We start from the raw sequence: 22,456 nt of genomic DNA, 5'->3' as shown, positions 1-22,456 counted from the left end.
GATTTTTAGCTTATGCCGTGGCTATGGCCACGAGTTTCGCAGTGGTGCCGGGGATGGCGCAGGCAGCAACTGCTGATGCGGCCGCAGCTGCACCGGCAGCGGCAGAACAGACTGTGGCCGCTGCTGAGACAAAACCGGCTGAGAATGCTGCTGCTGCAGAGGCTGCGCAGGCACAGCCGGCAGAAGCCGCCGCTGCCGATAAGGATGCACAGGCACAGCCTGCGGCTGAGAAGAAAGAGGATGCCGTAAATGTGGATCCCCGTACCAGTGAATGGGCCAAGAACCGTCCGCAGGAAGATGCAATCGAGAAATTCGGCAAGGAATACGAAGGCCAAACCATTGTGGATACCGTCTTCGAGGGCACGACGCCGCTGACGGAAAACACGGCCAAGGCAGCCTTGGGCATGAAGACCGGCGATATGTTCACGCTGAAGGGCATGAACGCAGACCGTGAGGCCATCTATAATACAGGTTATTTCTATGATCTGTTCCCGACCTTCCAGAAGGTGCCGGAAGGCGTGGTCCTGACCTATCATGTGCTGGAAAATCCGGTGCTCAAGAGCGTGAACATCACGGGCAATACGGTGATCAAGACGGAACTTCTGGCTTCCTGCGTTACGGTGAAGCCCGGTGAGATCCTGAACAGCCGCAATCTGCAGCAGAATATCCAGGCCATCAAGGAGGTGTACCGCAAGGACGGTTATATCCTGGCCAAGGTCACAGATATGAACATCGATAAAGAAGGCAATCTGACGCTGAAGATCAACGAGGGCAAGCTCGAAGGCTTCAAGGTCAAAGGCAACAAGAAGACCAAGGACTATGTCATCCTGCGCGAGATGCGCCAGAAACCGGGAGAGCCCTTCAACTCCAAGCAGGCCCGCCGCAGCATGCAGCGCGTTTACAACCTGGGCTTCTTTGAAGATGTCAACATCAAGATGAACCCGGGCGTGGAACCAAACGCCGTGGTCATGGAACTGGATGTCAAGGAAAAACGTACGGGTTCCTTCGGTATCGGTGCCGGTTACAGCACGGCCGACGGCGTGCTGGGAATGGTCAGCATCGGCGATACTAACTTCCGCGGCACGGGCGATGCCGTGAGCATCACCTATGAAAAGAGCGGTGACGAGACCGATGCCCAGGGCTATTCCTTCTCCTGGCGCCACCCGTACATCGATAAAAAGGAAACCGTGGGTACGCTGCGCATTTATAACCGTACCTATGAATATGATGACTACGATACCGATGGTAATCTGAAAGAAAGCTATATGCGTAAATACGCCGGTGGTGAGATTACCCTGGGCCGCCCGGTCAGTGAGTATTCTACAAACTATATCACGCTGAAGAACCGTAAGGACAGCTACAAGCGTCATACGGAAACCGGTAATGTTGCTGACCGCAGCGGTGATGCCGGTGCAGCCTGGCGTAAGTATAACTTCGGCACCACCCGCAGTGTGACGCTGGAGCATGTGACTGATACCCGCGACAATATCTATAACCCGACCGAAGGAGGCAAGGTCAGCCTGTCGGCAGAGGTGGCCGGTCTGGGCGGTGACTTCGATTTCCAGAAGGCAACCATTGAGGATCAGCGCTATTTCAAGGTCGGCCATGCACAGGTTATTGCGCTGCGCGGCCAGTATGGCCTGGGACGCGGCCATATCTCCGAATTCAACCAGTACAAGGTCGGTGGCCAGAACAGCCTGCGCGGTTACCGCGAAGATCAGTACCGCGGCAGCCGCATGGGCCTGGCTACGGTGGAATACCGTTTCCCGATTGTCACCAAGGTACAGGGGGCGGTCTTCACGGACTGGGGTGCGGCCTGGAGCAAGGACTTCATGCCGAAGAGCGGCGATATCCACGGCAGTGTCGGTGTAGGCCTGTCCCTGAATACGCCGATCGGTCCGCTGCGTCTGGACTATGGCCGTGGCGATAAGGGCGGCCGCGTACACTTCTCCGTGGGTGGCACGTTCTAAATGAGAAATTTCGTTGCTGTCCTGCTGGCCGTGCTGCTGCTCATACCAGCCGGGCCGGTGGCGGCAGCAGAACGGGTGGTGCAGATAACGGCGGTCACCACTGCCCGCAGCAACCTGCCACCGCCGGTGGCAGAACGCATGAACCGCAGTGTGGCGGCTATCGCCGAGCAGCTGCTGGAAGGCAGGGAGATCGCGGCAGTTCGCAGCCAGCAGGTGACTTATGAGAATTTGATCCATGAGGTCTTTGACAAAGTGCTGGTCGGCTATACGGTCAGTTCCGTCCACCTACAGCCCGGGGAGCATACGGCGGTGCAGGTAGAGCTCCTGCCCTGGTCGGAGACCATTCAGACGGTGGCGGTGGAAACCACCGTGGAGGGCATGCCGCCCCGCATTGAAAAGCTGGTGCGGCAGGACCTGGCCGGCGTGGAACAGGTCTTTGCCCATGCCTTGACAGGGCTGCCGACTGCAGCAGCCGATTGGACTAATGGCATCCTGAAGCAGCAGCTCAATGCCTATCTGCAGGAGCATCTGCCGGAGTTCCGGGGCGATTTTGATTTGAGCCCGGAATCTGCGGCAAGCGTCCGGCTTACGGTCTATCCCCGGCTGCCAGTGGTGCGGACGGTGGATTTATCCATGCGCTCGGGGACGATACCCAGTTCTTCCCTGCTCACGCATCGTGAGCGCATGCAGAATCAGGTCAATGATATCGTGGGCGTGCCGGTGGGCTTTGTCAGCCGTCACCGGGAGGAGCTGGCCACGCAGTTTGCCCGGGAGCTGGATGATGGCCCGGATTTCCGGCGGCTCAGGATGCAGACGCAGGTGGAAATCGATCCGGACGAGCGCAGCCATGTCATGAGCCGTTCGGACAGCAGCCGCTATCGTCTGCGCCTTACCGGCTGGCTGGATCTGGGGCGCAAGGACAAGGGCAAACATGATTCCGACAGGAACCTGCTCTTCCGACTGCATGGCGGACAGAAGCTCGGGGCGCGGGATGAGCTCTTTGCACAGGTGGATTTCCGTCCGGAAGAAGTGCGCTGGGGCTGGCAACTGGGCTGGCATCATGACCTTCCCGGCGGGCGCCTGCTGGGGATGCGCTATGATATCCGCCGGCATGGCTTTATCTACGATGCTGCCCAGAAGCTCGGGCCGCGCTGGCTCCTGCGTTATGAATACCGCCGGGCAGACCGGCTCGGAGAGGCAGCCCTGCGCTATCAGCTTCACGACTTTATGGGATTGGAGTATGTGGTGGACAATGAGCAGAACTGGCTGCGTCTGATTGGCAATTTTTAGGTGTGTGCGGGACAGATTTTGTCATTGCAAAATTTGTTCCATAGAGTTATAATGTCTATCGTATACGGCATTTATAAATTCAACGAAAATCCCCTCAGGGGAAAAGGAGATTTTGAAATGGTTAAATTGCAGAAAAAACAGGTTAAGATTGTTAGCATTCTCATCGCGCTGGCTTTCGTGGGTTCTGTGGTAGCGATGGCTCTCACGCAGTTCGGCCCGAACATGGCCAGTGCAGCCAGCTCCAATGTGGGCGTGGTTGATTACAGCCAGATCATGAGCCAGCATCCGAAGGTTCAGGAAGCTTCCAAGGAAATGCAGGAAGCTGTCACGGCTGCCCAGAAGGAATTTGAGACCAAATCCGCTAACATGAACGATAATGAAAAGCGTGATTACTACACGCAGACGCAGCAGCGCCTGCAGCAGAAGAATCAGGAACTCATGGAACCCATCACCAAGAGCGTGGAAGATTCCGTGAAGAAGGTCGCTGAACAGAAGGGGCTGTCCGTTGTCCTCGACAAGGGCGCTGTGGTTTACGGCGGCGTGGACATCACTCAGGATGTCCTGAAGCAGGTCAGCAAATAATAGTCAGGTGCTACACTGATTAGAATAGAAAGGTAAGTACCGAGCATAATCTGCTCGGTACTACTTTTAAGCTTAAAAGTGAGGTGTCACCATGGCAGAGTCCGGCAAGGAAGAAGTAAAAGAGAAAAGGCAGCGAGGCCGCCATATCTTTGTGGGAGCAGTGGTGGCTCTCGCTTTTGTCTTGTTAGGTGCCTGGCTGGCAAGGGAGTTCATCCTGCCCAAGGCCGAGCCGCCACCGGCTGCCGCTGAGGCCGATACCGGTATCATCAATTGGCAGCAGGTGATCGAGGCTCATCCGGATTACGAAAAGTTTAAGGACCTGCAGGCGGAATGTGAGCTCCTGTCGTTGGAAACCAATGATGTGGGCGATCTGCTCGCGGTGAAGAATCCCCAGCTGCTCGAAGAAACTTTCAAGGAATCCGTCTGGCAGAAGAATGCCGCTGACATCATCGGCGGCCGGGCGGAGCTCGAGCGCAAGGCCCAGCGCCTGCGGGAGACTTATAAGAAGAACACCGAGGCTGATTTTCAGGCCCGGCGGCAGGCAATCGATGAAGAATACCTCAATGCCATCCTGAACCTCAATATCAAGCTGGACAATCAGGCATCCATGCACAATCCGCTGGATTCCAAGGAGAGCATCGCTGCAGAACGCGAGGACTGGCTGCAGCAGCGCAGCCGCCTGCAGTCTGAGCGCGGGCGCCGCCAGTACGAACTTTGGCAGTCTTACAAGTCGGAGATCGAAGCCTATGTGCAGAAAGAGCTGGGCCCGGAACTGGCCAAATGGCAGGCAAGCCTGCCGCAGCTCCAAGAACAGCAGATGTCTGAGGCGCTGAAGACCAAAAGCGAGGCCGAGGCCCGCAATGCCGAGGCGCTGCAGAAACAGCAGGAAATGGCTTTGAAGGTCCAGCAGCGGCTGGAAAAGCGCCAGCAGCTGGCGGAAAAGAAGAGCGAGCTCTCCGCCCTTGAAGCCCATATCCTGAACGATGTGGCGGGCAAGGCGGCCAAAATAGCCATCCTGCACCATTTCACCCTGATTCTCGTGCATCATCCGCAGAATATCCGTTCTTTCCTGCCGCAGACAGACGGGGTGACGGATATCGGTCCGCGGGACAGCATTGCTCTCGGCATCACAACGCAGGATGTCACGGATGAGATCGTGCAGGAAATGAAAAATCTGTAATAACCAAGATCCTATCAATATTGAAAAGAAAGAAGCGAAGTTATCATGAAATTACGCAAGAAAACAACCGCTGCCATGATTATGGCTCTGCTTTGTGCCACTTTGGCCAGCGGCTGCGGCCAGACGAAAATCGGCTATATAGACGGTGAACGGGTGTCCAAGGAGGCACCGCAGATCAGCAGCCTCGTGGAAGAGGGCAATCAGAAGATTCAGGAAGCCCAGACGCAGGCCGGAGAAGAACTGCAGAAGAAGATGCAGGAGAACCCGAACATGACGCAGGAAGAGCTGCAGAAAGCCCAGATGGACAGCCAGCGCAAGATTCAGGGACTCAACCAGTCCTACTCCCTGCAGCTGCGCCAGAAGATGGATGTGGCACTGGCTGCTGTAAGCAAGGAAAAGAAACTCGATGCGGTGGTCAACAACAGCGCCGATCAGCCGGTGGCCGTTACCGGGGCTATCGACGTGACGGATGAAGTTATCGCCCAGTTGCAGTAAGATCGGAGTGGCAGGATGAAAAAGACATTACAGGAAATCGCAGATCTGGTCGGCGGCCGCATTGCTGGTGACGCTGCCGTGGAGATAGAGGGCCTCGATAATATCGACGGTGCCGGAAGCAGTGATCTGACCTTTGCCGTGGAACCCCATATCGAGAAGGCAAAGACCTGCAAGGCGGCAGCTGTGATGCTGCCGGAGGGCACAGAGAATTTCCCGAAGACGGCTCTCTATGTGGAAGATCCCCGTGCGGCCTTTGCTAAACTGCTCTCCATCTTCACGCCGAAGCTTGAGCGGGCTGTGGAAGTCAGCGATAAGGCACATATCGGCAAGGATGTGAAGCTCGGCAGGAACGTGACCATCATGCCTTTTGCCATGGTGGACGACCATGCCGTCATCGGAGACAACGTCGTGCTCTATCCCCATACCTATATCGGTCAGTATGCCGAGATCGGGGACGATACAGTGATCTATTCCAGCGCTACGGTGCGGGAATACTGCCGGGTGGGCAAGCGCTGCGTGATCCACAGCTCGGCTGTGATCGGTTCCGATGGCTTCGGCTTCACGACGAAAGACGGCGTTCACACCAAGGTACCGCAGGTGGGCATCGTGGTCGTGGAAGATGATGTGGAAATCGGTGCCCATGATGGTATCGACCGGGCCGCTATGGGCGCAACGGTCATCGGCAAGGGTACGAAGATCGACAATCTCGTCCATATCGGCCATAACTGCAAGATTGGCGCGAACTGCCTGATCGTGGCGCAGACGGGTATTTCCGGTTCTACGACGGTGGGGCATAACGTGACCTTTGGCGGCCAGTCCGCTACGGTCGGCCATATCAATATCGGAGCTAATTCCGTCTATGGCGGCCGTTCCGGTATCATCGGCGATATGCCGGAAGGTGTTTTCTGTGCCGGTTTCCCCGTGCAGCCGCATGCAGAATGGCTGCGCATGCAGGCGCTGATGAAACGCCTGCCGGAAATGAACAAGAAAATCAAGCAGCTGGAAAAGAAATTAGCTAAGTACGAGGGCTGAGACGTTGTTGTACTATGTTTTGAAGGCAATCAGCCTGATTGCCTGCACCCTGCCACGCGGCCTTTGTGAATTACTAGGCCGCGCTTTGGGCAATCTGGCCTGGCTGGTGGTACCCCAAAAGCGGAAAAAGCTGGCGGTGGATCAGGTCAGGATGTGCTTAGGGGTGGATGATGTTGAGGCCCTGCGCATTGCCAAGGCCAGTGCTGTGCGCTTTGGGCCCATGCTCTTTGAGGTCCTGCGCTTCCCGGTGATCAAGAAACATCCGGAACGGTACGTGCGCATAGAAGGCTTGGAAAAACTGCAGCAGGGGATGGCAGATGGCCGTGGCGCTATTTTTGCTGCCGCCCATAGCGGCAACTGGGAGCTGATGGGCGGTGCTTTTGCCATGGCGGGCATCCCGCTTGTGGGCGTGGCCATGAAGCAGAAGGATTCAGCGGCAGACCGCTTCATCAATGAATACCGCACGCTGATCGGCATGCATATCACCTATAAGACCGGCGTGCGGGAGATGTTTGCGATGCTGAAACAGGGATGGGCTATCGGCCTGATCATGGACCAGGATACCAACCGTCATGATGGCATCATCCTGGATTTCTTTGGCCGGCCTACGAACTGCACGCCGGGGGCGGCATCTATGGCCCGTTTCCAGGATGTGCCGATCTTCCCGGTATTCATGCATCGGGATGAACAGGGACGGCATACGCTCGTGGTGCATGATCCCCTGTATGTGGAAAAGACGGCAGACAAGCGTGCGGATATCAAACGCACGACACAGCAGATCAACGACATCATCGAAGCGCATGTGAGGAAATACCCGGAAGAGTGGTTCTGGCTCCATGACCGCTGGAAATCCGTGCGGGAGGAATTCTTACCGCAGGAAATCGAAAAAAATAAGCAAGAATGAATTTGCAGGAGGAATTAATTTGCAACAGACAACACTGGCGGCAGAGGCCATCTATAACGGTATCGGCCTGCATTCCGGCCGCGAAGTGCATATGACATTGAAACCGGCACCGGCTGATACGGGCTTGGTGTTCGTGCGTACGGATCTGGAGGGCAGACCGCAGATCCATGCCGCGGCAGCCAATGTTACCTCGACCATGCGGGCAACCACTGTGGAGGAAAATGGCTGCAAGGTGTTCACGATTGAGCATCTGATGAGTGCATTCCATGCTATGGGCATCGATAACTGCTATATCGAGATCGATGCCGAAGAGCCGCCTGTGGCGGACGGTTCTGCCCTGGCCTTCTTCCGGACCATGAAGCAGGCCGGCATCAGGGAACTTGAGGCAGAGCGCAGGGAAATCGTCATCGACAAAGCTTACCGCATTGATGATGACGAAAAGAACCGCTTTGTGATGGTCGTTCCCTACGACGGCTTCCGCGTGAGCTTCACCTCGGTGAACCCGCATAAGCTGATCGGCATCCAGTATGAGAATTTTGAAGTCACGCCAGAACTTTATGAAGCAGAGATTGCGCCGGCGCGTACCATTGCCTATGAGAAGGAAATCGAAGCGCTGCGCAGCATGGGGTTAGGTCTGGGCGGCACGCTGGAAAGCGTTATTGTCTACAATGATGAAGGCTGGCTCAATCCCCTGCATTTCGAGGACGAGCTGGTGCGCCATAAGATCCTGGATGTCATCGGGGATCTGCGCTTGGCCGGCCCCATCCGCGGTCATGTGATTGCGGTGGCCTCCGGTCATGCGCTTAATACGGCTCTGGCCAAGGAACTGCAGAAGAATTTAGGTTAAGATACTGAATAGGAAGAGGGAATAAAAAATGGTTTTGGAAATTACGGATATCATGAAGATTCTGCCCCATCGTCCGCCGATGCTGCTAGTGGACCGCATCTTGGAGATTGAGCCGTTCAAGTCTGCTACGGGTGTCAAAAACATCACGATGAATGAGCCGCAGTTTGCCGGTCATTTCCCAGGGCATCCCATCATGCCGGGCGTACTCATCTTAGAGGCTATGGCTCAGGTCGGTGGTGTGGCTATGCTCTACCCGGAGGAACACCGCGGCAAGATCGCTATGTTCGGCGGCATGGAAAACATCAAATTCAAGCGCCCGGTAGTGCCTGGTGACCAGCTCGTGACTAAAGCGCATATCGTCAAGGTACGCGGCGATTTCGGCCTGCTGCACTGCGATGGTTATGTAAACGATCAGCTGGTAGCCTCTGCAGACTTTAAGTTTGCCATGAGAAAAGAAGAAAATATGTGATTTGATGGTGAAAATGAACGATAATCTTTGTTCAACTCAGATAACGCCTGAATTTGCTGTCAGATGATTTGTGAGGATTAGAGGTTAGTTTGGGAGTATATAGGAAAGACAGAGCAAAGAGAATGGTTTTACCGCAGGAACTGCCTGTGGCGTTATAAGGAGTTGTAGAGATGAGTGCGGAAAATATTAGTGCAGAAGCACAGATACATCCCACGGCGATTATTGAAGAGGGAGCCAAGGTCGCCGCTGGAGCAAAGATCGGCCCCTACAGTGTGATTGGTGCCAATGTGGAAATTGGTGAAGGCACGATCATCGGTCCCCATGTGGTGATTACCGGCTGGACGAAGATTGGCAAGGACTGCCATATCTTCCAGGGCGCTTCCATCGGTGAAGAACCTCAGGATCTGAAGTTCAAGGGTGAGAAGAGCTATACCACCATTGGCGACCGTACGGTCATCCGCGAAGGTGCTACGGTGCACCGGGCTACCGGTGAGGGGGAAGAAACCCGCATCGGCAATGACTGCCTGCTGATGGCGCTCACGCATGTTGCGCATAACTGCGTGATCGGCAACCGGGTGATCATGAGTAATGTGGCCAGCCTGGCCGGCCATGCCATTGTAGAAGACCGGGCTGTTATCGGCGGGATGACCGGCGTACATCAGTTCGTCAAGATCGGCCGCAATGCGATGATCGGCGGCATGAGCCGTCTCGTGCAGGATGTGGTGCCCTTTACGATCGTGGCTGGCCAGCCGGCCAAGGTGGCAGGGCTCAATACGGTGGGCATTGCCCGCGCAGGCATTGAACCGGCAGCCCGCCGCAGCCTCAAGCAGGCTTATCGGATTCTCTACCGTTCGGGGCTGAGCCTGCAGCAGGCTATCGGCATCATCGAACAGGAAGTGCCGGCCTGTGAGGAAGTGGATCATCTGCTGCGCTTCCTGCGCAATGCAGAGCGCGGTATTTGCCGGGAACGCCGGGAAGACAAGTAAGTAAGATTTTGAGGTGTGGAGGTTTTTATGGAGCGGATTGGACTTTTGGCAGGCATTGGTGCCCTGCCGGTGGAGATTGCCCGGGCGGCAAAGGAACTGGGCTACGAGGTCTATGCGGTGGCGCTCCTGCCGGATACGGATTCCCGTCTCAAGGATTATGCTGATGACTATCAGGAAATCCATGTCATGAAGGTGGGAAAGATCCTCAAACACCTGAAAAAGAATGATATCCATAAGGTCACGATGATTGGCAAGGTCACGAAGGAAGTGCTTTTTGCCAAGAAGACGCTGCCGGATCTCAAGGCCATGCAGATACTGATGCGGGTGCCGGACCGAAAGGACGACACCATCATGCTGGCCATCATCGATGAACTCAAGAAAATCGATGTGGAGGTCTTTGACCAGACGGAACTCATCCGCAAGCTTATGCCGGGCAAGGGCGTGCTCACCAAACGCCAGCCTACGGCAGAAGAGCTGAAGGATATGGAGTTCGGCTTCAGGATGGCCAAGGAAATCGGCCGGATGGATGTGGGGCAGACGGTAGTAGTCAAGGATATGGCTGTGATGGCACTGGAAGCCATTGAGGGTACGGATGCCTGCATCCTGCGGGGCGGCAAGCTGGCTGGCGGCGGTGCCGTGGTAGCCAAGGTGGCTAAGCCTGAGCAGGACAGCCGCTTCGATGTGCCCACGGTTGGCCTGAAGACCATGCAGATGATGGTGGAGACAGGGGCTAAGGCACTGGCGATTGAAGCCGATGCTACGCTGTTCGTGGAACAGGATGAGGTTATCGCGTTGGCAGAGGCCAATGGGATTACCATTATGGCTATGTAATCCAATAGGAACGTCGGGGATGCAAATCGTATGCCCGGCGTTTTTTCTCTTTATATCAGTCCGATAAGATGTTATAATGTAATTTGGCTTAGTATTGAATGTTAGGAGGACAACCCATGAAGATAATGCTTTCCGCTGGCGAGGCGTCAGGGGATGTACATGGTGAGAATATCGCCCGGGCCATCCTTGCCATGGCGCCCGAAACCGAGCTTATCGGCTTCGGGGGCAGCCGCATGGAAGATGCGGGCGTGCGCCTGCGGCAGAACTTTGCCGATTACAGTGTGATGGGGATCTGGGAAGTCCTTGTGAATATCCGCCGCATTTTCAAGCTGCTGGCAGATCTGACGGAGTTTATGCGGGAGGAAAAGCCGGATATGCTCGTGCTGATTGACTATCCGGACTTCAACTGGCGGCTGGCGAAAAAGGCCAAGGCTTTAGGCATACCCGTCTTTTCCTATATCCCGCCATCGGCCTGGGCCTGGCGCAAGGGAAGGGCGAAGTCCTGCGCGAAGATTGCCGATGAATTCATCGCTATCTTTCCGCATGAACTGCAGGTCTATGAACAGGCCGGCGCGAAGATTTCCTTTGTAGGCAATCCGCTGGTGGATGCGGTAAGGCCTGAGATGCCAAGAGAGAGGGCACGTCGTTTTTTCCGGATGCCGGAGGATAAGACGGCTGTCCTGCTGCTGCCGGGCAGCCGCAGGCAGGAGATTGAGCTTCTGCTGCCGTCCATGCTGGAAGGGGCTAAGAAGCTCCTGCAGGAACGGCCGGCTACGGTCTTCTATCTGCCCGTGGCGGATACGGTGAGCCGGGAACGCATCGAGGAAATGATTGCTGCGGCCGGTGTACCGGTCACATTGACGAATGAGAAGCGCTACAGCCTGATGGCGGCGGCGGATGCCGCTATGGCGACCTCGGGCACTGTGGTCATGGAGGCGGCGATCTTAGGCCTGCCCTGTGTGGTGCTTTACCGCCTGTCACCGATTTCCTATGCTATTGGGAAATTGCTGGTACATGTCGAGAATTTCAGCCTGCCCAATATCCTGCTGAATGAAGGTTTCCAGACGGAGCTCCTGCAGGATGCTGTCACAGCGGACAACATCGCGCGGGAAGTGGCAAGGCTATACCCCGGTGAACAGCATCGCCGGGAAGTAGTGGAGAAACTGAAACTGGCCTGCAGCAAACTCGGGGCACCGGGGGCCTCAGGCCGGGTAGCAGAGAGAATTTTGAATGCGGCGCGGGAGTATGCCGCAGCGAAGCGATAGAGAGGGAAATAAATGAAGAATTATACACGGCTCTTGCAATACATCAGGCCGTATCTGAAGCGTCTGGGGCTGGCCATTGTCTGCATCGTGGTGGCAGCGGCCTGCAACCTGTACCTGCCATGGATCATCAAAGACATGGTGGATCAGGTGCTGGCGGACAAAGATATGACGATGCTATATCTTATCTGTGTCAGCATAGTGGTGGTCTTCCTGATTCGTGGTGTTTTTTACTATGGGCAGTCCTACCTCGTGTCCTATATCGGGCAGAAAGTGGTCATCGATGTGCGGGAAGTGATGTTCCGCAAATTCCAGCGCATGCCGATGGCCTATTTCGATAAGCATCAGACCGGTGAGACCATGAGCTATATCACCAATGATGTGGGCGCCATTCAGTCGGCCCTTGTGGATCAGCTCATTGAAATGGTCACGGAAGGTTCCATCCTGATCGGTTCTATCGCCATGATGCTCTATCTGGACTGGAAGCTTTCCCTGTTGACGCTTGTGGTTATCCCGTTGGTCGGTCAGGCTATGAAGATCTTTGGCCGCAAGCTCAAGCGCAATGGTACTGTGATTCAGGAACGGGCCGCTGATATCACTTCGCTCCTGCAGGAAAGCATTTCCTCCATCCGCGTGGTCAAATCCTTCGTGCGTGAGGAATATGAGATTAAGCGTTTTATCAATCAGAATATCCTGAACTTCCAGGCCGCCATGAAGAATGTACAACTCACGAGTTTGCTTACGCCGACGGTGGAATTCCTGGCGGCTGTGTCTGTGACCTTCATCGTGGGTTTTGGCGGCTATGAAGTGGTTAACGGTGATATGACGGCTGGTGCTCTCGTGGCGTTCCTGACTTATGCGGTCAACTTGGCCAACCCGGTCAAGCGTCTGGCCCGTGTCTATGGCAGCTTGCAGAAAGCGATGGCGGCAGTGGATCGTGTCTTTGCGGTCATCGACCTGCCGGAAACCATCTCCGACAAGGAAGGCGCCCAGCCCCTGCCGAAAATCGAAGGTCATGTGGAAGTAAAGGATGTGACCTTTGGTTATAAGAAAGGCATCAATGCACTGGAGAATGTGAGCCTTGAGGTGAAGCCGGGACAGATGATTGCCTTCGTTGGCCCCAGTGGTGCCGGCAAGTCCACCATCGCCAACCTGATTCCCCGTTTCTATGAGATAAACGACGGATCCATTTCCATCGATGGGCATGATATCCGGGATGTGACCGTGGCTTCTTTGCGGGAACAGATCGGTATCGTACCGCAGGAGACGATGTTGTTTTCCACAACGGTTATGGAAAACATCCGTTATGGACGTCTTGATGCTACGGATGAAGAGGTCATCGAAGCGGCAAAGGCGGCCAATGCCGATATCTTTATCCGTGAACTGCCTCAGGGCTATGATACGCCGATCGGCGAGCGGGGGCTGAACCTCTCTGGCGGCCAGCGGCAGCGCATGTCCATTGCCCGGGCCATCCTCAAGAATCCGCGCATCCTGATCCTGGACGAGGCGACTTCCGCGCTCGATACGGAGAGTGAGAAGATCGTACAGGCAGCGCTGGACAGCCTCATGGTGGGCAGGACTTCCTTTGTTATCGCGCACCGGCTTTCGACAATATTCAACGCCGATCAGATTTACGTGATCGATGGCGGCAAGATAAAAGAACATGGCACGCATGAAGAACTGCTGGCAAAGGATGGCCTCTACAGTCATCTCTACAACATCCAGTTCAAGAAGAATGCCGTGTTAGAAGGGGCTTAAGATAATGCAGATCCTCTACAATTTAGCGGCGATATTAGTCGTCATTCTGATCATACCGGTGTTTATGATCCGCTCGGTCCGGGAAAAGGGCTTCGTGGAACGCATCCGGCAAAGCCTGGGCATCTTCCCGGAGCATACGCTGGACAAGGTGGCTAAAAAGCACTGCATCTGGGTGCATGCGGCTTCTGTGGGTGAAATCGTAGCGACAAGCCCGCTGATCAAGGAGTTTCATCGGGAATTCCCGATGACGCCGATCCTGGTGTCTGTGGTAACAACCAGCGGTTATGAGATGGCCAACCGCATCATCAAGGATGCTGATGCCATCATCTATTTCCCGCTGGACCTGCCCATCCTGTCCGGCCGGGTGTTGCGCCGGATCCATCCGCGGGTGTTCCTGCCCGTGGAGACGGAACTCTGGCCGAACTTTTTGAAGACAGCCCGGCAGCTGCATATTCCGGTTATGATGGTCAACGGCCGTATCAGTGACCGCAGCGTTAAGCAGTACAAGTACCTCAACAGCCTGCTGACCGATATGATCGGCACGGTGACCAAGTTCGCCATGCAGTCGGATATCGATGCAGACTATATCAAGCGTCTGGGCGCTCCGCCGGAACTCGTGACGGTCACGGGCAACACGAAATTTGACCAGACCTATACCGATGTGAGCCCCGCTGAAAAAGAGAACATCATCCATGAGATGGGGCTGGCAAATGCCAAGGGCATCCTGCTGGCCGGTTCCACCCACCGCGGGGAAGAAGATTTCGTGCTCAAGGCTTTCAAAGCCGTGCGCGAAAAACATGCGCAGGCCAAATTGGTCATCGCGCCCCGGGAACTTCTGCGTACCCAGGAGGTCATCCACCTCTGCAAGCGGGCAGGCTTTACGGTGACTACCCGCACGAAACAGCAGGAGAGCGGCCCGCAGGATGCCGATATCGTGATTCTCGATACCATCGGCGAACTGGGCAAGGTCTACAGTGTCGGCGATGTGGTCTATGTAGGCGGCAGCCTGATCCCGCATGGCGGGCACAATATCCTCGAGCCGGCGGCGCATGGCAAGGCCATCATCGTCGGTCATTATATGTTCAATTTCAAGGACACCCATGCCCTGTTCAAGAAGCGGGATGCCTGCATCACCGTCAACAATGAACAGGAACTGGCACAGGAGACGGCCAGACTCTTTGACGATGCGGCACACCGCCATCGGCTGGAGGCGGAAACGCTGGCCATTGTGGGTGAGAACAAGGGTGCATCGCGCAAGTCCGCCATCATCCTGCGGGAGATGCTGGAAAACTACGAAAGCAAGCCGGAGAACCGGCAGCGGGCCCGCTCGACGCAGAAAATCGACAATTTCCAGACCTATTTCATCGATCTTGTGCATCAGAAAGAGGTCGATGGCTTCGGGATGCATATCCTGACGGCCATCCTCTATGTGTTTTCCAGGATCTACGCGCTGCTCGTGGATATCAAGCTCTGGGGCTACCGCCATGGCATCTTCAGCCGCAGGCGGCTTGACTGCTTTGTGATCAGTCTGGGTAATGTCACGGTGGGCGGCACGGGCAAGACGCCGACGGCTCAGCGTCTGGCCAGCGATATCCGCGATATGGGTTACAAGGTCGTAATCCTGAACCGCGGCTACCGGGCCAAATGGCATGGCCGTGTCGGCATCGTATCCGATGGCCAGCGCCTGCATATGACGGCAGCAGATGCCGGTGACGAGGCTTTCATGCTGGCCAAGCATCTGCCGGAGGTCCCCGTGCTGATTGGTGCGGATCGTTCCGTTACAGGCCAGTATGCCATCGAGAACTTCGGTGCGGAAGTGGCGATCCTTGACGATGGCTTCCAGCATTGGCAGCTCGAGCGCGATATGGACATCCTGCTGGTGGATGCGGTCAATGTCTTTGGCAATGGCTACATGCTGCCGCGCGGAACCCTGCGCGAGCCGATTTCCCATATCAGCCGGGCCGATGTGTGCCTGATGACCAAGGTGGATCAGGCTGCGGCAGGCTCCCGGGAATACATCCGCGATACGGTGCACCGCTATAATGAGGCGGCGCAGATCGTGGAAAGCATCCATGAGCCACGCCGCTTCATCCCGCTGGCTGATTGGTATGTGGATATCGCCGGTGACGGCATCGATGTCAATCAGATGCGGGGCCGGAAGATCATGGCGGTATCGGCCATCGGCAACCCCGCGTCCTTCGAACAGACGCTGTCGGATCTGGGCGTGGTGATTTTGGAAAGCCTGCGCTATCCGGACCACCATGACTACAGCATGCAGGAGATGGCGGACATCCTCCATCAGGCAGCACGCATGGGCGCTGAGGCCATCGTCATCACAGAGAAGGATGCGGTGAAGATCCCCATGGAGGTCATCCATTCGGGCATCTCGATTCCCGTCTATGTGATCTGTGTGGAAGTCAACTTCCAGCAGGGCAAACAAGAATTCCAGGAACTGCTGGCCCAGCGGTTGGAAAATAAACTGGGCAAGAGAGCAGAAAGATAAGAGGCAGAGATTATGAAGGTACTTTGTGTGATTCCCGCCCGTTATGCGTCCACGCGCCTGCCGGGCAAGCCGCTTAAAGATATTGCCGGCAAACCCATGGTGTGCCGGGTGTATGACCGGGCTTCCCAGGCAAAGCTGGTATCCGACACCATCGTGGCGACGGATGATGAACGCATCCTGGCGGCCGTGGAAGCCAATGGCGGCAAGGCCATGATGACGCGGAAAGATCATCCCACAGGCACGGACCGGCTGGCAGAAGTTGCTGCGGCCTTCCCTGATGCGGACCTCATCATCAATGTACAGGGAGATGAGCCGCTGATCGAGCCCTCGCTGATCGATGAACTGGCAGCGGTATTCGCAGTGGACAACGAGCTGCAGATGGCGACGGTCAAGACTGAGATGTCAGACCGTGCGGAGATTGAGAATCCCAACAATGTGAAGGTTGTGACGGATAAGCAGGGCTATGCCTTGTACTTCTCGCGGTCGGTGCTGCCGTACCCGCGTAATGCAGGCTGCCCGGTATATAAGCATATCGGGATCTACGCGTATAAGCGGGATTTCCTGCTGCAGTATGCGAAGATGGAGTCGACACCGCTGGAGCAGTCGGAGTCGCTTGAGCAGCTGCGGGCGCTGGAGAATGGGTACCGCATCAAGGTGGTTGAGACGAAAGCCAAGTTTGTGGGCGTTGATACGGCTGAAGACCTTGCAAAGGTCAACGAAATATATAACTCGTTAAAGTAAATGCGTTGTTTCTGTACTTTTTCTTTGGCGCAAAGAAAAAGTACCAAAAAGAAAACGTGGCTCAAAATCCCATCACGGGATTTAAAGCCACCGGTGTCCATCCATGGACACCGGGCAACGATTTACCATTATTTTTTCGGGTGGTAAGAAGTTATACTCGTTAAATAAAAAGAGATTCTGGTTCCCCAGCCTCCCCTGAAAGGGGAGGGGAATCGCATTAGCGGTGGAGGGGTTGTTGACGCGAACATGTTTGTGGAAAGGTGAAAGGAGCTTGAATATGAATCAGGTTAAAGTTGGTAATTATGTGATTGGTGGCGGGGAGAAGCTGACGTTACTCGCTGGGCCGTGCGTGCTGGAAGGTTTGGATCGCTGCCTGTTGATTGGCCGCACCATCAAGGAAATCTGTGAGCGCTTGGATATCAACTATGTATTCAAGGCTTCTTTTGACAAGGCCAATCGTTCGTCCTATCACAGCTTCCGTGGCCCGGGCCTCAAGAAGGGCCTCGAGATGCTGAGGACCATCAAGGAAGAACTGGGCGTGCCGGTGGTGACGGATATTCATGAGGCTGCGCAGGCGAAGCCTGTGGCCGAAGTCGTGGACATCCTGCAGATTCCGGCGTTCCTGTGCCGCCAGACGGATCTTCTGCATGCCGCTGCCCAGACGGGGCGTGTGGTCAATGTCAAGAAGGGGCAGTTCCTGGCGCCGGAGGACATGCGCAATGTGGTGGACAAGCTCCATGAAAGCGGCTGCGATCAGATCATGCTGACCGAGCGCGGTGCGTCCTTCGGCTATCACAACCTCGTGGTGGATATGCGGTCGCTGCCGATCATGCGTTCCTTCGGCTATCCCGTGGTGATGGATGGCACGCACTCTGTGCAGCTGCCGGGCGGCAATGGCACGACGTCTGCAGGCAACCGCGAGTATGTGGAATACCTCGTGCGGGCAGCTGTGGGCGCCGGCGTTGATGCGTTGTTCCTCGAAGTTCATGACAATCCGGAAGAGGCCCTGTCCGATGGTGCCAATATGGTTTACCTCGACAAGCTCGAAGAACTGCTGAAGGATGCTGTGGCTATCCACGAGATCGTGCGCCATAAAGTAAAATAACTGCCTGTGTTATAATGAGGGGATAAGATTGATAGAACAGATTAAAAAAGCGGCGCTGGAAACGCTCGTCATTGAAGCGGATGCCGTGGAAAAGTTAAAATCCCGTATTGATGAGGAATTCGTCGCAGCTGTGCAGTGCATCCTGGACTGCAAGGCCCGCGTTGTGGTGACCGGTATGGGCAAGTCCGGTCATATCGGCCGCAAGATGGCGGCCACCTTTGCCAGCACGGGAACGCCGGCTTTCTTTATGCATCCCGGTGAAGCGTTTCACGGGGATCTGGGCATGGTCACGGAAAACGATGTAGTCATCGCCATTTCCAACAGCGGTGAATCTACGGAAGTCGTCAATATCCTGCCAATCATCCACCGCATCGGTGCGAAGATCATTGCCATGTGCGGCCGCCGTGATTCCCAGCTCGGGCAGAATAGCGACTACTTCGTGGATATCGGCGTGGAAAAGGAAGCCTGTCCCTTAGGGCTGGCTCCGACCGCCAGCACGACGGCGACGCTGGCCATGGGCGATGCGATGGCCATTGCGCTGATGAGCGTCCGCGATTTCACGAGTCAGGACTTTGCATTGTTCCATCCGGGCGGCGCTCTAGGCAGGAAACTGCTGCTCACGGTCAAGAACGTCATGCATACCGGGGACGAGAATCCCATTGTGCATAAGGACAAGACAGCCAAAGATGCGCTGTTCATCATGACGGACAAGGGCCTGGGCGCGGCTTCGGTTATCGACGACAGCGGCAGACTGGTGGGTATCATCACCGATGGTATCATCCGCCGGGCGCTGGCCAAGGATTACAAGTTCCTCGACGAGGCCGTGGGCAATATCATGTTCGCAACGCCTTTGACCATCAAGCAGGAGGCCATGGCTTCCTCGGCGCTCTCCGTCATGGAGAAGCATAAACCGCGTCCGGTTACGGTGCTGCCGGTTATTGACGAAAACAATGTTCCTGTAGGTATCATTCATCTGACAGATTTGCTGCGGCAAGGAGTGGTATAATGGAAATTCACAGCAATGCTTTGCGGGCTGCCAAGAAGATCAAGCTCATCATCCTGGATGTGGATGGTGTGCTGACGGATGGCGGCATCTATATCGGCGAGCAGGGCGAGCTCTATAAGCCCTTCAACTGCCGTGACGGTTTGGGCATCACGCTGGCGCATCGCCTGGGGCTCAAGACGGCCATTATTACGGGCCGTCAGTCCAAGCAGGTGGCCTATCGGGCTCGTGAACTCAACATCAGTGAGGTGTTCCAGGGAAATTCGGATAAGCGTGAGGCCTACAATGAGCTGAAGAAACATACAGGCCTTGCCGATGAGGAGATCGCCTATATCGGCGATGATCTCATCGACCTGCCCATCATGCTGCAGGTCGGCCTGCCCATGGCTGTGGCCGATGCCGTGCCGGCCGTGCGCATGCATTCGCTGGTGGTTTCCGACTGCACGGGCGGCCATGGGGCTGTCCGTGACCTGCTGGAATTCATTTTTAAGGCGCAGGGAAAATGGGAGGAAATCATCGCCAGCTTCCTGGTGCCGGTGAAACTTGAAGAAAATGCGGGGCTTGTGCAGTAAGCCCCAATAGGAATTATTTGGGGGAAGAAGATTAATGCAGTATAAATTCGTGATGTTCATGAGCTGGGTGGTGTGTCATACCCCCTACAAACTTGTGATGGCCGCTGGCTGGGTGCTCGGACAGCTTTACTATCTGCTGATCAAGAAACAGCGGGAGCTGGCCGTAAAGCAGATCAAGCGCTCGCTGGATCTGACGGAGGCGGAAGCCCGCAGGACGATTCGCGCGTCCTTTGTGAATCTGGCACGGAATGTACTGGAAATCCTCTATATGCCCAATATCACGCCGGAAAACTTTCATGAGTACATCGAGATCGACCATCTCGAGCGCATGACTGATGCGCTGGCCGAAGGCCATGGCGTAGTGGTGCTCACGGGCCATATCGGTACCTGGGAGTGGCTCTCGGCTTCCTTCACCATGAACGGACTGCCGGTTACGGCCATTGCCAAACCGCAGCCCAACATGCAGTACACCAATGCGCTCAATGATCTCAGAAAAACCATCAATGTGGAGATTTTCTCCCGGGGAACCAGTGAGCTCCTGGCCGCAGCCAAGGCGCTCAAGAAGGGCAAGATCTTAGGCTTCCTGGCCGATCAGGACGGCGGCCCCAACGGGGCTTTCCTGCCCTTCTTCGGCAAGATGGCGGCAACGCCCATGGGACCGGCTGTGTTCGCCTGCAAGTTCAATGCGCCGGTGCTGCCGGCGTTCATCCTGCGTCAGCCGAACGGCAAACACAAGGTCGTGATTGGCGAGGTCATGCGCTATGAGGATACGGGGGATACGGACAAGGATCTCTATGACTTCACGGTGCGGATGACGAAGATCATCGAAGACATCATCCGTGAGAATCCCACCCAGTGGCTCTGGTTCCAGAAGCGCTGGAATACCCCCGTGGAGAAGCAGAACGTAGGCAAGCATCACACGGTCAAAGCACAGGAGGAAGCCTGATGGACAAAAAACGCAAACTGCTGCTGGCAGCAGGTATCGCCCTGTTTGCCGCGCTGGTCGTCTGGGCCGTGACTACTGTGCCGGAGCGTCCGGACATGCCGGAAACACCGCAGGTGGACAGCAAGGTCATGAGCTATGACGGCAATGAGATCAGCGAGGAAAAGAACGGCCGCAAGATCTGGGATCTCACGGCTGAGCATATCGAAGTCAATATCGATACCAAGGATGCATCCTTGGAGAAGCTCTCCGGCCATTTCTATATGGAAGATGGACGCGTGGTCGAAGTCAAGGCCGACAAGGGAACTTACGCCAATGAGAGCAAGGATATCGCAATCACCGGTAATGTCACGGTGAAGAACAGCGATGGCACGGAACTCACGAGCGATGAACTGCGCTGGGATGCAGCCAAGGAAATCCTGGCGGCTATTGGCAGTGCAAAGGCAACGAAAGATGATCTGCTGGCCACCGGCGACCGCATTGAAAGTTCGGATGGCTTCAATAAGATCAAGATTATTGGCAAGGCACATCTGGCCAAGGGAGGAGAAACAAAATGACAAGTCGAATGAAGAAGATAACGCTGGCAATGGCACTCAGTCTGGCTCTACCCTTGGGCCATATTTCTGCAGCGGGTGAGCCGGCAGAGCTCAACGCAGATACCGTGGAATATGATATGCAGAGTGGTCAGGCCGTGGCCACGGGCGACGTGCTTTTAAAGCAGGGCAATGCCAAGGTTACGGGCGCCAAGGCCACTTATAATTCCAAGACACAGCTGGCCACGATTGAAGGCAGTGTCATCGCTGTGCGCGATACCCTGCGCGTGACCTGCAACAAGATCATCATGGATGCCCAGAGCCACATGCAGGCTACGGGCAGCGTCCGGGGCACGGACGGGGATAAATCCTTTGCCGGCGAGCAGGTGGATTACTATCCTAACGCGAACAAATACGTGAAGATCCCGGGCGGCGGCACGATTTCCAATGCCGATGGCACATTCACGGCCAACTACATGGAAGGCTGGCTCGATGATGAACATTACATCGGCAAGGGGAATGTCCATGTGGTCAGCCCCTCCCGGCAGATGGAAGCCGGCGGCGACAATGCCGACTATGTGGGCAAGCAGGAGGGCCGTGTGGTACTCACGGGCAATGCCTGGGCCGTACAGGAAAACAATACCATGAAGAGCAACAAACTGACGCTTTACCTTGATCCGAACGGACGCGCCAAGGTGAAGTGAAACATAGATGGAGGACAGGACCTTGCATATCGAGGCGAAAAATCTGGTAAAACGATTCAAAGAACATACGGCGGTGGACCGGGTATCCCTGCGCGTGGAGAAGGGGGAGATCGTGGGGCTCTTAGGCCCTAACGGTGCGGGCAAGACCACATCCTTCTACATGATTGTGGGGCTTGAACAGCCCACTTCCGGGGAAGTATTCCTTTCCGATGTGAATATCACGAAAATGCCCATGTACCGGCGGGCTTCGCTCGGCATCAGCTATCTGACACAGGAGTCCTCCATCTTCCGCAAGCTGACGGTGGAAGAAAACATCATGGCCATCCTGGAGACTACGGGGCTGTCCAAAGCGGAACAGCGTACGAAGTTTGAGGAGCTCCTGGCTGAATTCCACATCACGCATGTGCGTAACCGCAAGGGAACGGAGCTGTCCGGTGGTGAGCGCCGCCGCGTGGAAATCGCCCGCTGTCTGGCCCTCGAGCCACAGTTCATCCTGCTTGACGAACCCTTTGCCGGCGTCGACCCGCTGGCCGTGGCCGATATCCAGGAAATCATCCAGTACCTGCGGCAGCGCGGAATGGGCATCCTGATCACCGACCACAATGTGCGGGAAACCCTGCAGATTGTGGACCGGGCTTATATCCTGAGCGAGGGTAAGATTTTGCTGGAAGGCGACAGCCGGACCATTGCGGAAAGCCCCATTGCCCGGAAATTCTATTTAGGCGAGAACTTCACCCTGTAAGGAG

Annotated in this window: 22 protein-coding genes; all 22 read left to right on the top strand. The window is 55.7% G+C overall.

Annotation, left to right across the window (positions count from 1 at the left end):
- The first annotated feature begins 23 nt into the window (after positions 1-23).
- The 22 genes from BLQ59_RS08740 to lptB all read left to right on the top strand — a co-directional run bounded on the left by BLQ59_RS08740 (position 24) and on the right by lptB (position 22,452).
- Complete coding sequence (locus BLQ59_RS08740; protein WP_074572535.1) at positions 24-1,970, top strand: BamA/OMP85 family outer membrane protein; 1,947 nt, start codon at positions 24-26, stop codon at positions 1,968-1,970.
- Positions 1,971-3,260 (top strand): acylphosphatase, encoded by a 1,290-nt coding sequence (locus BLQ59_RS08735; protein ID WP_074572514.1) that lies wholly within the window; start codon positions 1,971-1,973, stop codon positions 3,258-3,260.
- 117 nt (positions 3,261-3,377) lie between these two features.
- A complete protein-coding gene (locus BLQ59_RS08730; RefSeq protein WP_074572512.1) occupies positions 3,378-3,842 on the top strand; it encodes an OmpH/Skp family outer membrane protein in 465 nt (154 codons plus the stop codon).
- Between the two features lie 91 nt (positions 3,843-3,933).
- Positions 3,934-5,022: a hypothetical protein gene (locus BLQ59_RS08725; protein WP_074572511.1), complete on the top strand. Its 1,089-nt coding sequence runs from the start codon at positions 3,934-3,936 to the stop codon at positions 5,020-5,022.
- A gap of 45 nt (positions 5,023-5,067) precedes the next feature.
- Positions 5,068-5,517 (top strand): OmpH/Skp family outer membrane protein, encoded by a 450-nt coding sequence (locus tag BLQ59_RS08720; protein WP_074572509.1) that lies wholly within the window; start codon positions 5,068-5,070, stop codon positions 5,515-5,517.
- A 15-nt stretch (positions 5,518-5,532) separates the two neighbouring features.
- Positions 5,533-6,549, top strand: a complete 1,017-nt coding sequence (gene lpxD, locus BLQ59_RS08715) for a UDP-3-O-(3-hydroxymyristoyl)glucosamine N-acyltransferase (protein ID WP_074572507.1) — start codon at positions 5,533-5,535, stop codon at positions 6,547-6,549.
- 4 nt (positions 6,550-6,553) lie between these two features.
- Positions 6,554-7,453: a lysophospholipid acyltransferase family protein gene (locus tag BLQ59_RS08710; RefSeq protein WP_074572504.1), complete on the top strand. Its 900-nt coding sequence runs from the start codon at positions 6,554-6,556 to the stop codon at positions 7,451-7,453.
- A gap of 19 nt (positions 7,454-7,472) precedes the next feature.
- The gene (lpxC, locus tag BLQ59_RS08705) at positions 7,473-8,300 is read left to right on the top strand and encodes a UDP-3-O-acyl-N-acetylglucosamine deacetylase (protein WP_176756767.1); all 828 of its coding nucleotides are present in this window, start codon (positions 7,473-7,475) and stop codon (positions 8,298-8,300) included.
- 28 nt (positions 8,301-8,328) lie between these two features.
- Positions 8,329-8,769 carry a 3-hydroxyacyl-ACP dehydratase FabZ gene (gene fabZ / locus BLQ59_RS08700; protein ID WP_074572502.1) on the top strand — a complete coding sequence of 147 codons (441 nt, stop codon included), beginning with the start codon at positions 8,329-8,331 and terminating at the stop codon, positions 8,767-8,769.
- 170 nt (positions 8,770-8,939) lie between these two features.
- Positions 8,940-9,755: an acyl-ACP--UDP-N-acetylglucosamine O-acyltransferase gene (gene lpxA / locus BLQ59_RS08695; protein ID WP_074572500.1), complete on the top strand. Its 816-nt coding sequence runs from the start codon at positions 8,940-8,942 to the stop codon at positions 9,753-9,755.
- 27 nt (positions 9,756-9,782) lie between these two features.
- A complete protein-coding gene (locus BLQ59_RS08690) occupies positions 9,783-10,586 on the top strand; it encodes an LpxI family protein (RefSeq protein ID WP_074572498.1) in 804 nt (267 codons plus the stop codon).
- A 116-nt stretch (positions 10,587-10,702) separates the two neighbouring features.
- Entirely contained in the window at positions 10,703-11,851 is a 1,149-nt protein-coding gene (gene lpxB, locus BLQ59_RS08685; RefSeq protein ID WP_074572495.1) for a lipid-A-disaccharide synthase, read from the top strand.
- Positions 11,852-11,863: 12 nt separating this feature from the next.
- A complete protein-coding gene (msbA, locus tag BLQ59_RS08680; protein WP_074572494.1) occupies positions 11,864-13,606 on the top strand; it encodes a lipid A export permease/ATP-binding protein MsbA in 1,743 nt (580 codons plus the stop codon).
- A 4-nt stretch (positions 13,607-13,610) separates the two neighbouring features.
- On the top strand, positions 13,611-16,109 hold the full coding sequence (gene lpxK / locus BLQ59_RS08675) for a tetraacyldisaccharide 4'-kinase (RefSeq protein ID WP_074572492.1): 2,499 nt from the start codon (positions 13,611-13,613) through the stop codon (positions 16,107-16,109).
- Between the two features lie 12 nt (positions 16,110-16,121).
- The gene (gene kdsB, locus BLQ59_RS08670) at positions 16,122-16,850 is read left to right on the top strand and encodes a 3-deoxy-manno-octulosonate cytidylyltransferase (RefSeq protein ID WP_074572490.1); all 729 of its coding nucleotides are present in this window, start codon (positions 16,122-16,124) and stop codon (positions 16,848-16,850) included.
- Between the two features lie 277 nt (positions 16,851-17,127).
- Positions 17,128-17,955, top strand: coding sequence for a 3-deoxy-8-phosphooctulonate synthase (kdsA, locus tag BLQ59_RS08665; RefSeq protein ID WP_074572488.1), 828 nt, complete (start codon positions 17,128-17,130; stop codon positions 17,953-17,955).
- A gap of 28 nt (positions 17,956-17,983) precedes the next feature.
- A complete protein-coding gene (locus BLQ59_RS08660) occupies positions 17,984-18,961 on the top strand; it encodes a KpsF/GutQ family sugar-phosphate isomerase (protein ID WP_074572486.1) in 978 nt (325 codons plus the stop codon).
- The gene (locus BLQ59_RS08655) at positions 18,961-19,530 is read left to right on the top strand and encodes a KdsC family phosphatase (RefSeq protein ID WP_074572482.1); all 570 of its coding nucleotides are present in this window, start codon (positions 18,961-18,963) and stop codon (positions 19,528-19,530) included. The genes BLQ59_RS08660 and BLQ59_RS08655 overlap by 1 nt, the downstream gene beginning before the upstream one ends.
- Positions 19,531-19,564: 34 nt before the next feature.
- Positions 19,565-20,476, top strand: a complete 912-nt coding sequence (locus BLQ59_RS08650) for a lysophospholipid acyltransferase family protein (RefSeq protein ID WP_074572480.1) — start codon at positions 19,565-19,567, stop codon at positions 20,474-20,476.
- Complete coding sequence (gene lptC / locus BLQ59_RS08645) at positions 20,476-21,030, top strand: LPS export ABC transporter periplasmic protein LptC (RefSeq protein ID WP_074572478.1); 555 nt, start codon at positions 20,476-20,478, stop codon at positions 21,028-21,030. Before BLQ59_RS08650 ends, lptC begins: the two co-directional genes overlap by 1 nt.
- The gene (locus BLQ59_RS08640; protein ID WP_074572476.1) at positions 21,027-21,710 is read left to right on the top strand and encodes an LptA/OstA family protein; all 684 of its coding nucleotides are present in this window, start codon (positions 21,027-21,029) and stop codon (positions 21,708-21,710) included. The genes lptC and BLQ59_RS08640 overlap by 4 nt, the downstream gene beginning before the upstream one ends.
- Before the next feature lie 7 nt (positions 21,711-21,717).
- A complete protein-coding gene (gene lptB / locus BLQ59_RS08635; RefSeq protein ID WP_371118277.1) occupies positions 21,718-22,452 on the top strand; it encodes an LPS export ABC transporter ATP-binding protein in 735 nt (244 codons plus the stop codon).
- Positions 22,453-22,456 lie beyond the last annotated feature (4 nt).

This window comes from Pseudoselenomonas ruminantium (genome assembly GCF_900104055.1).
Taxonomy (GTDB): Bacteria; Bacillota; Negativicutes; order Selenomonadales; family Selenomonadaceae; genus Selenomonas_A; species Selenomonas_A ruminantium_C.
This window is presented reverse-complemented; position numbering and strand designations above follow the sequence as displayed.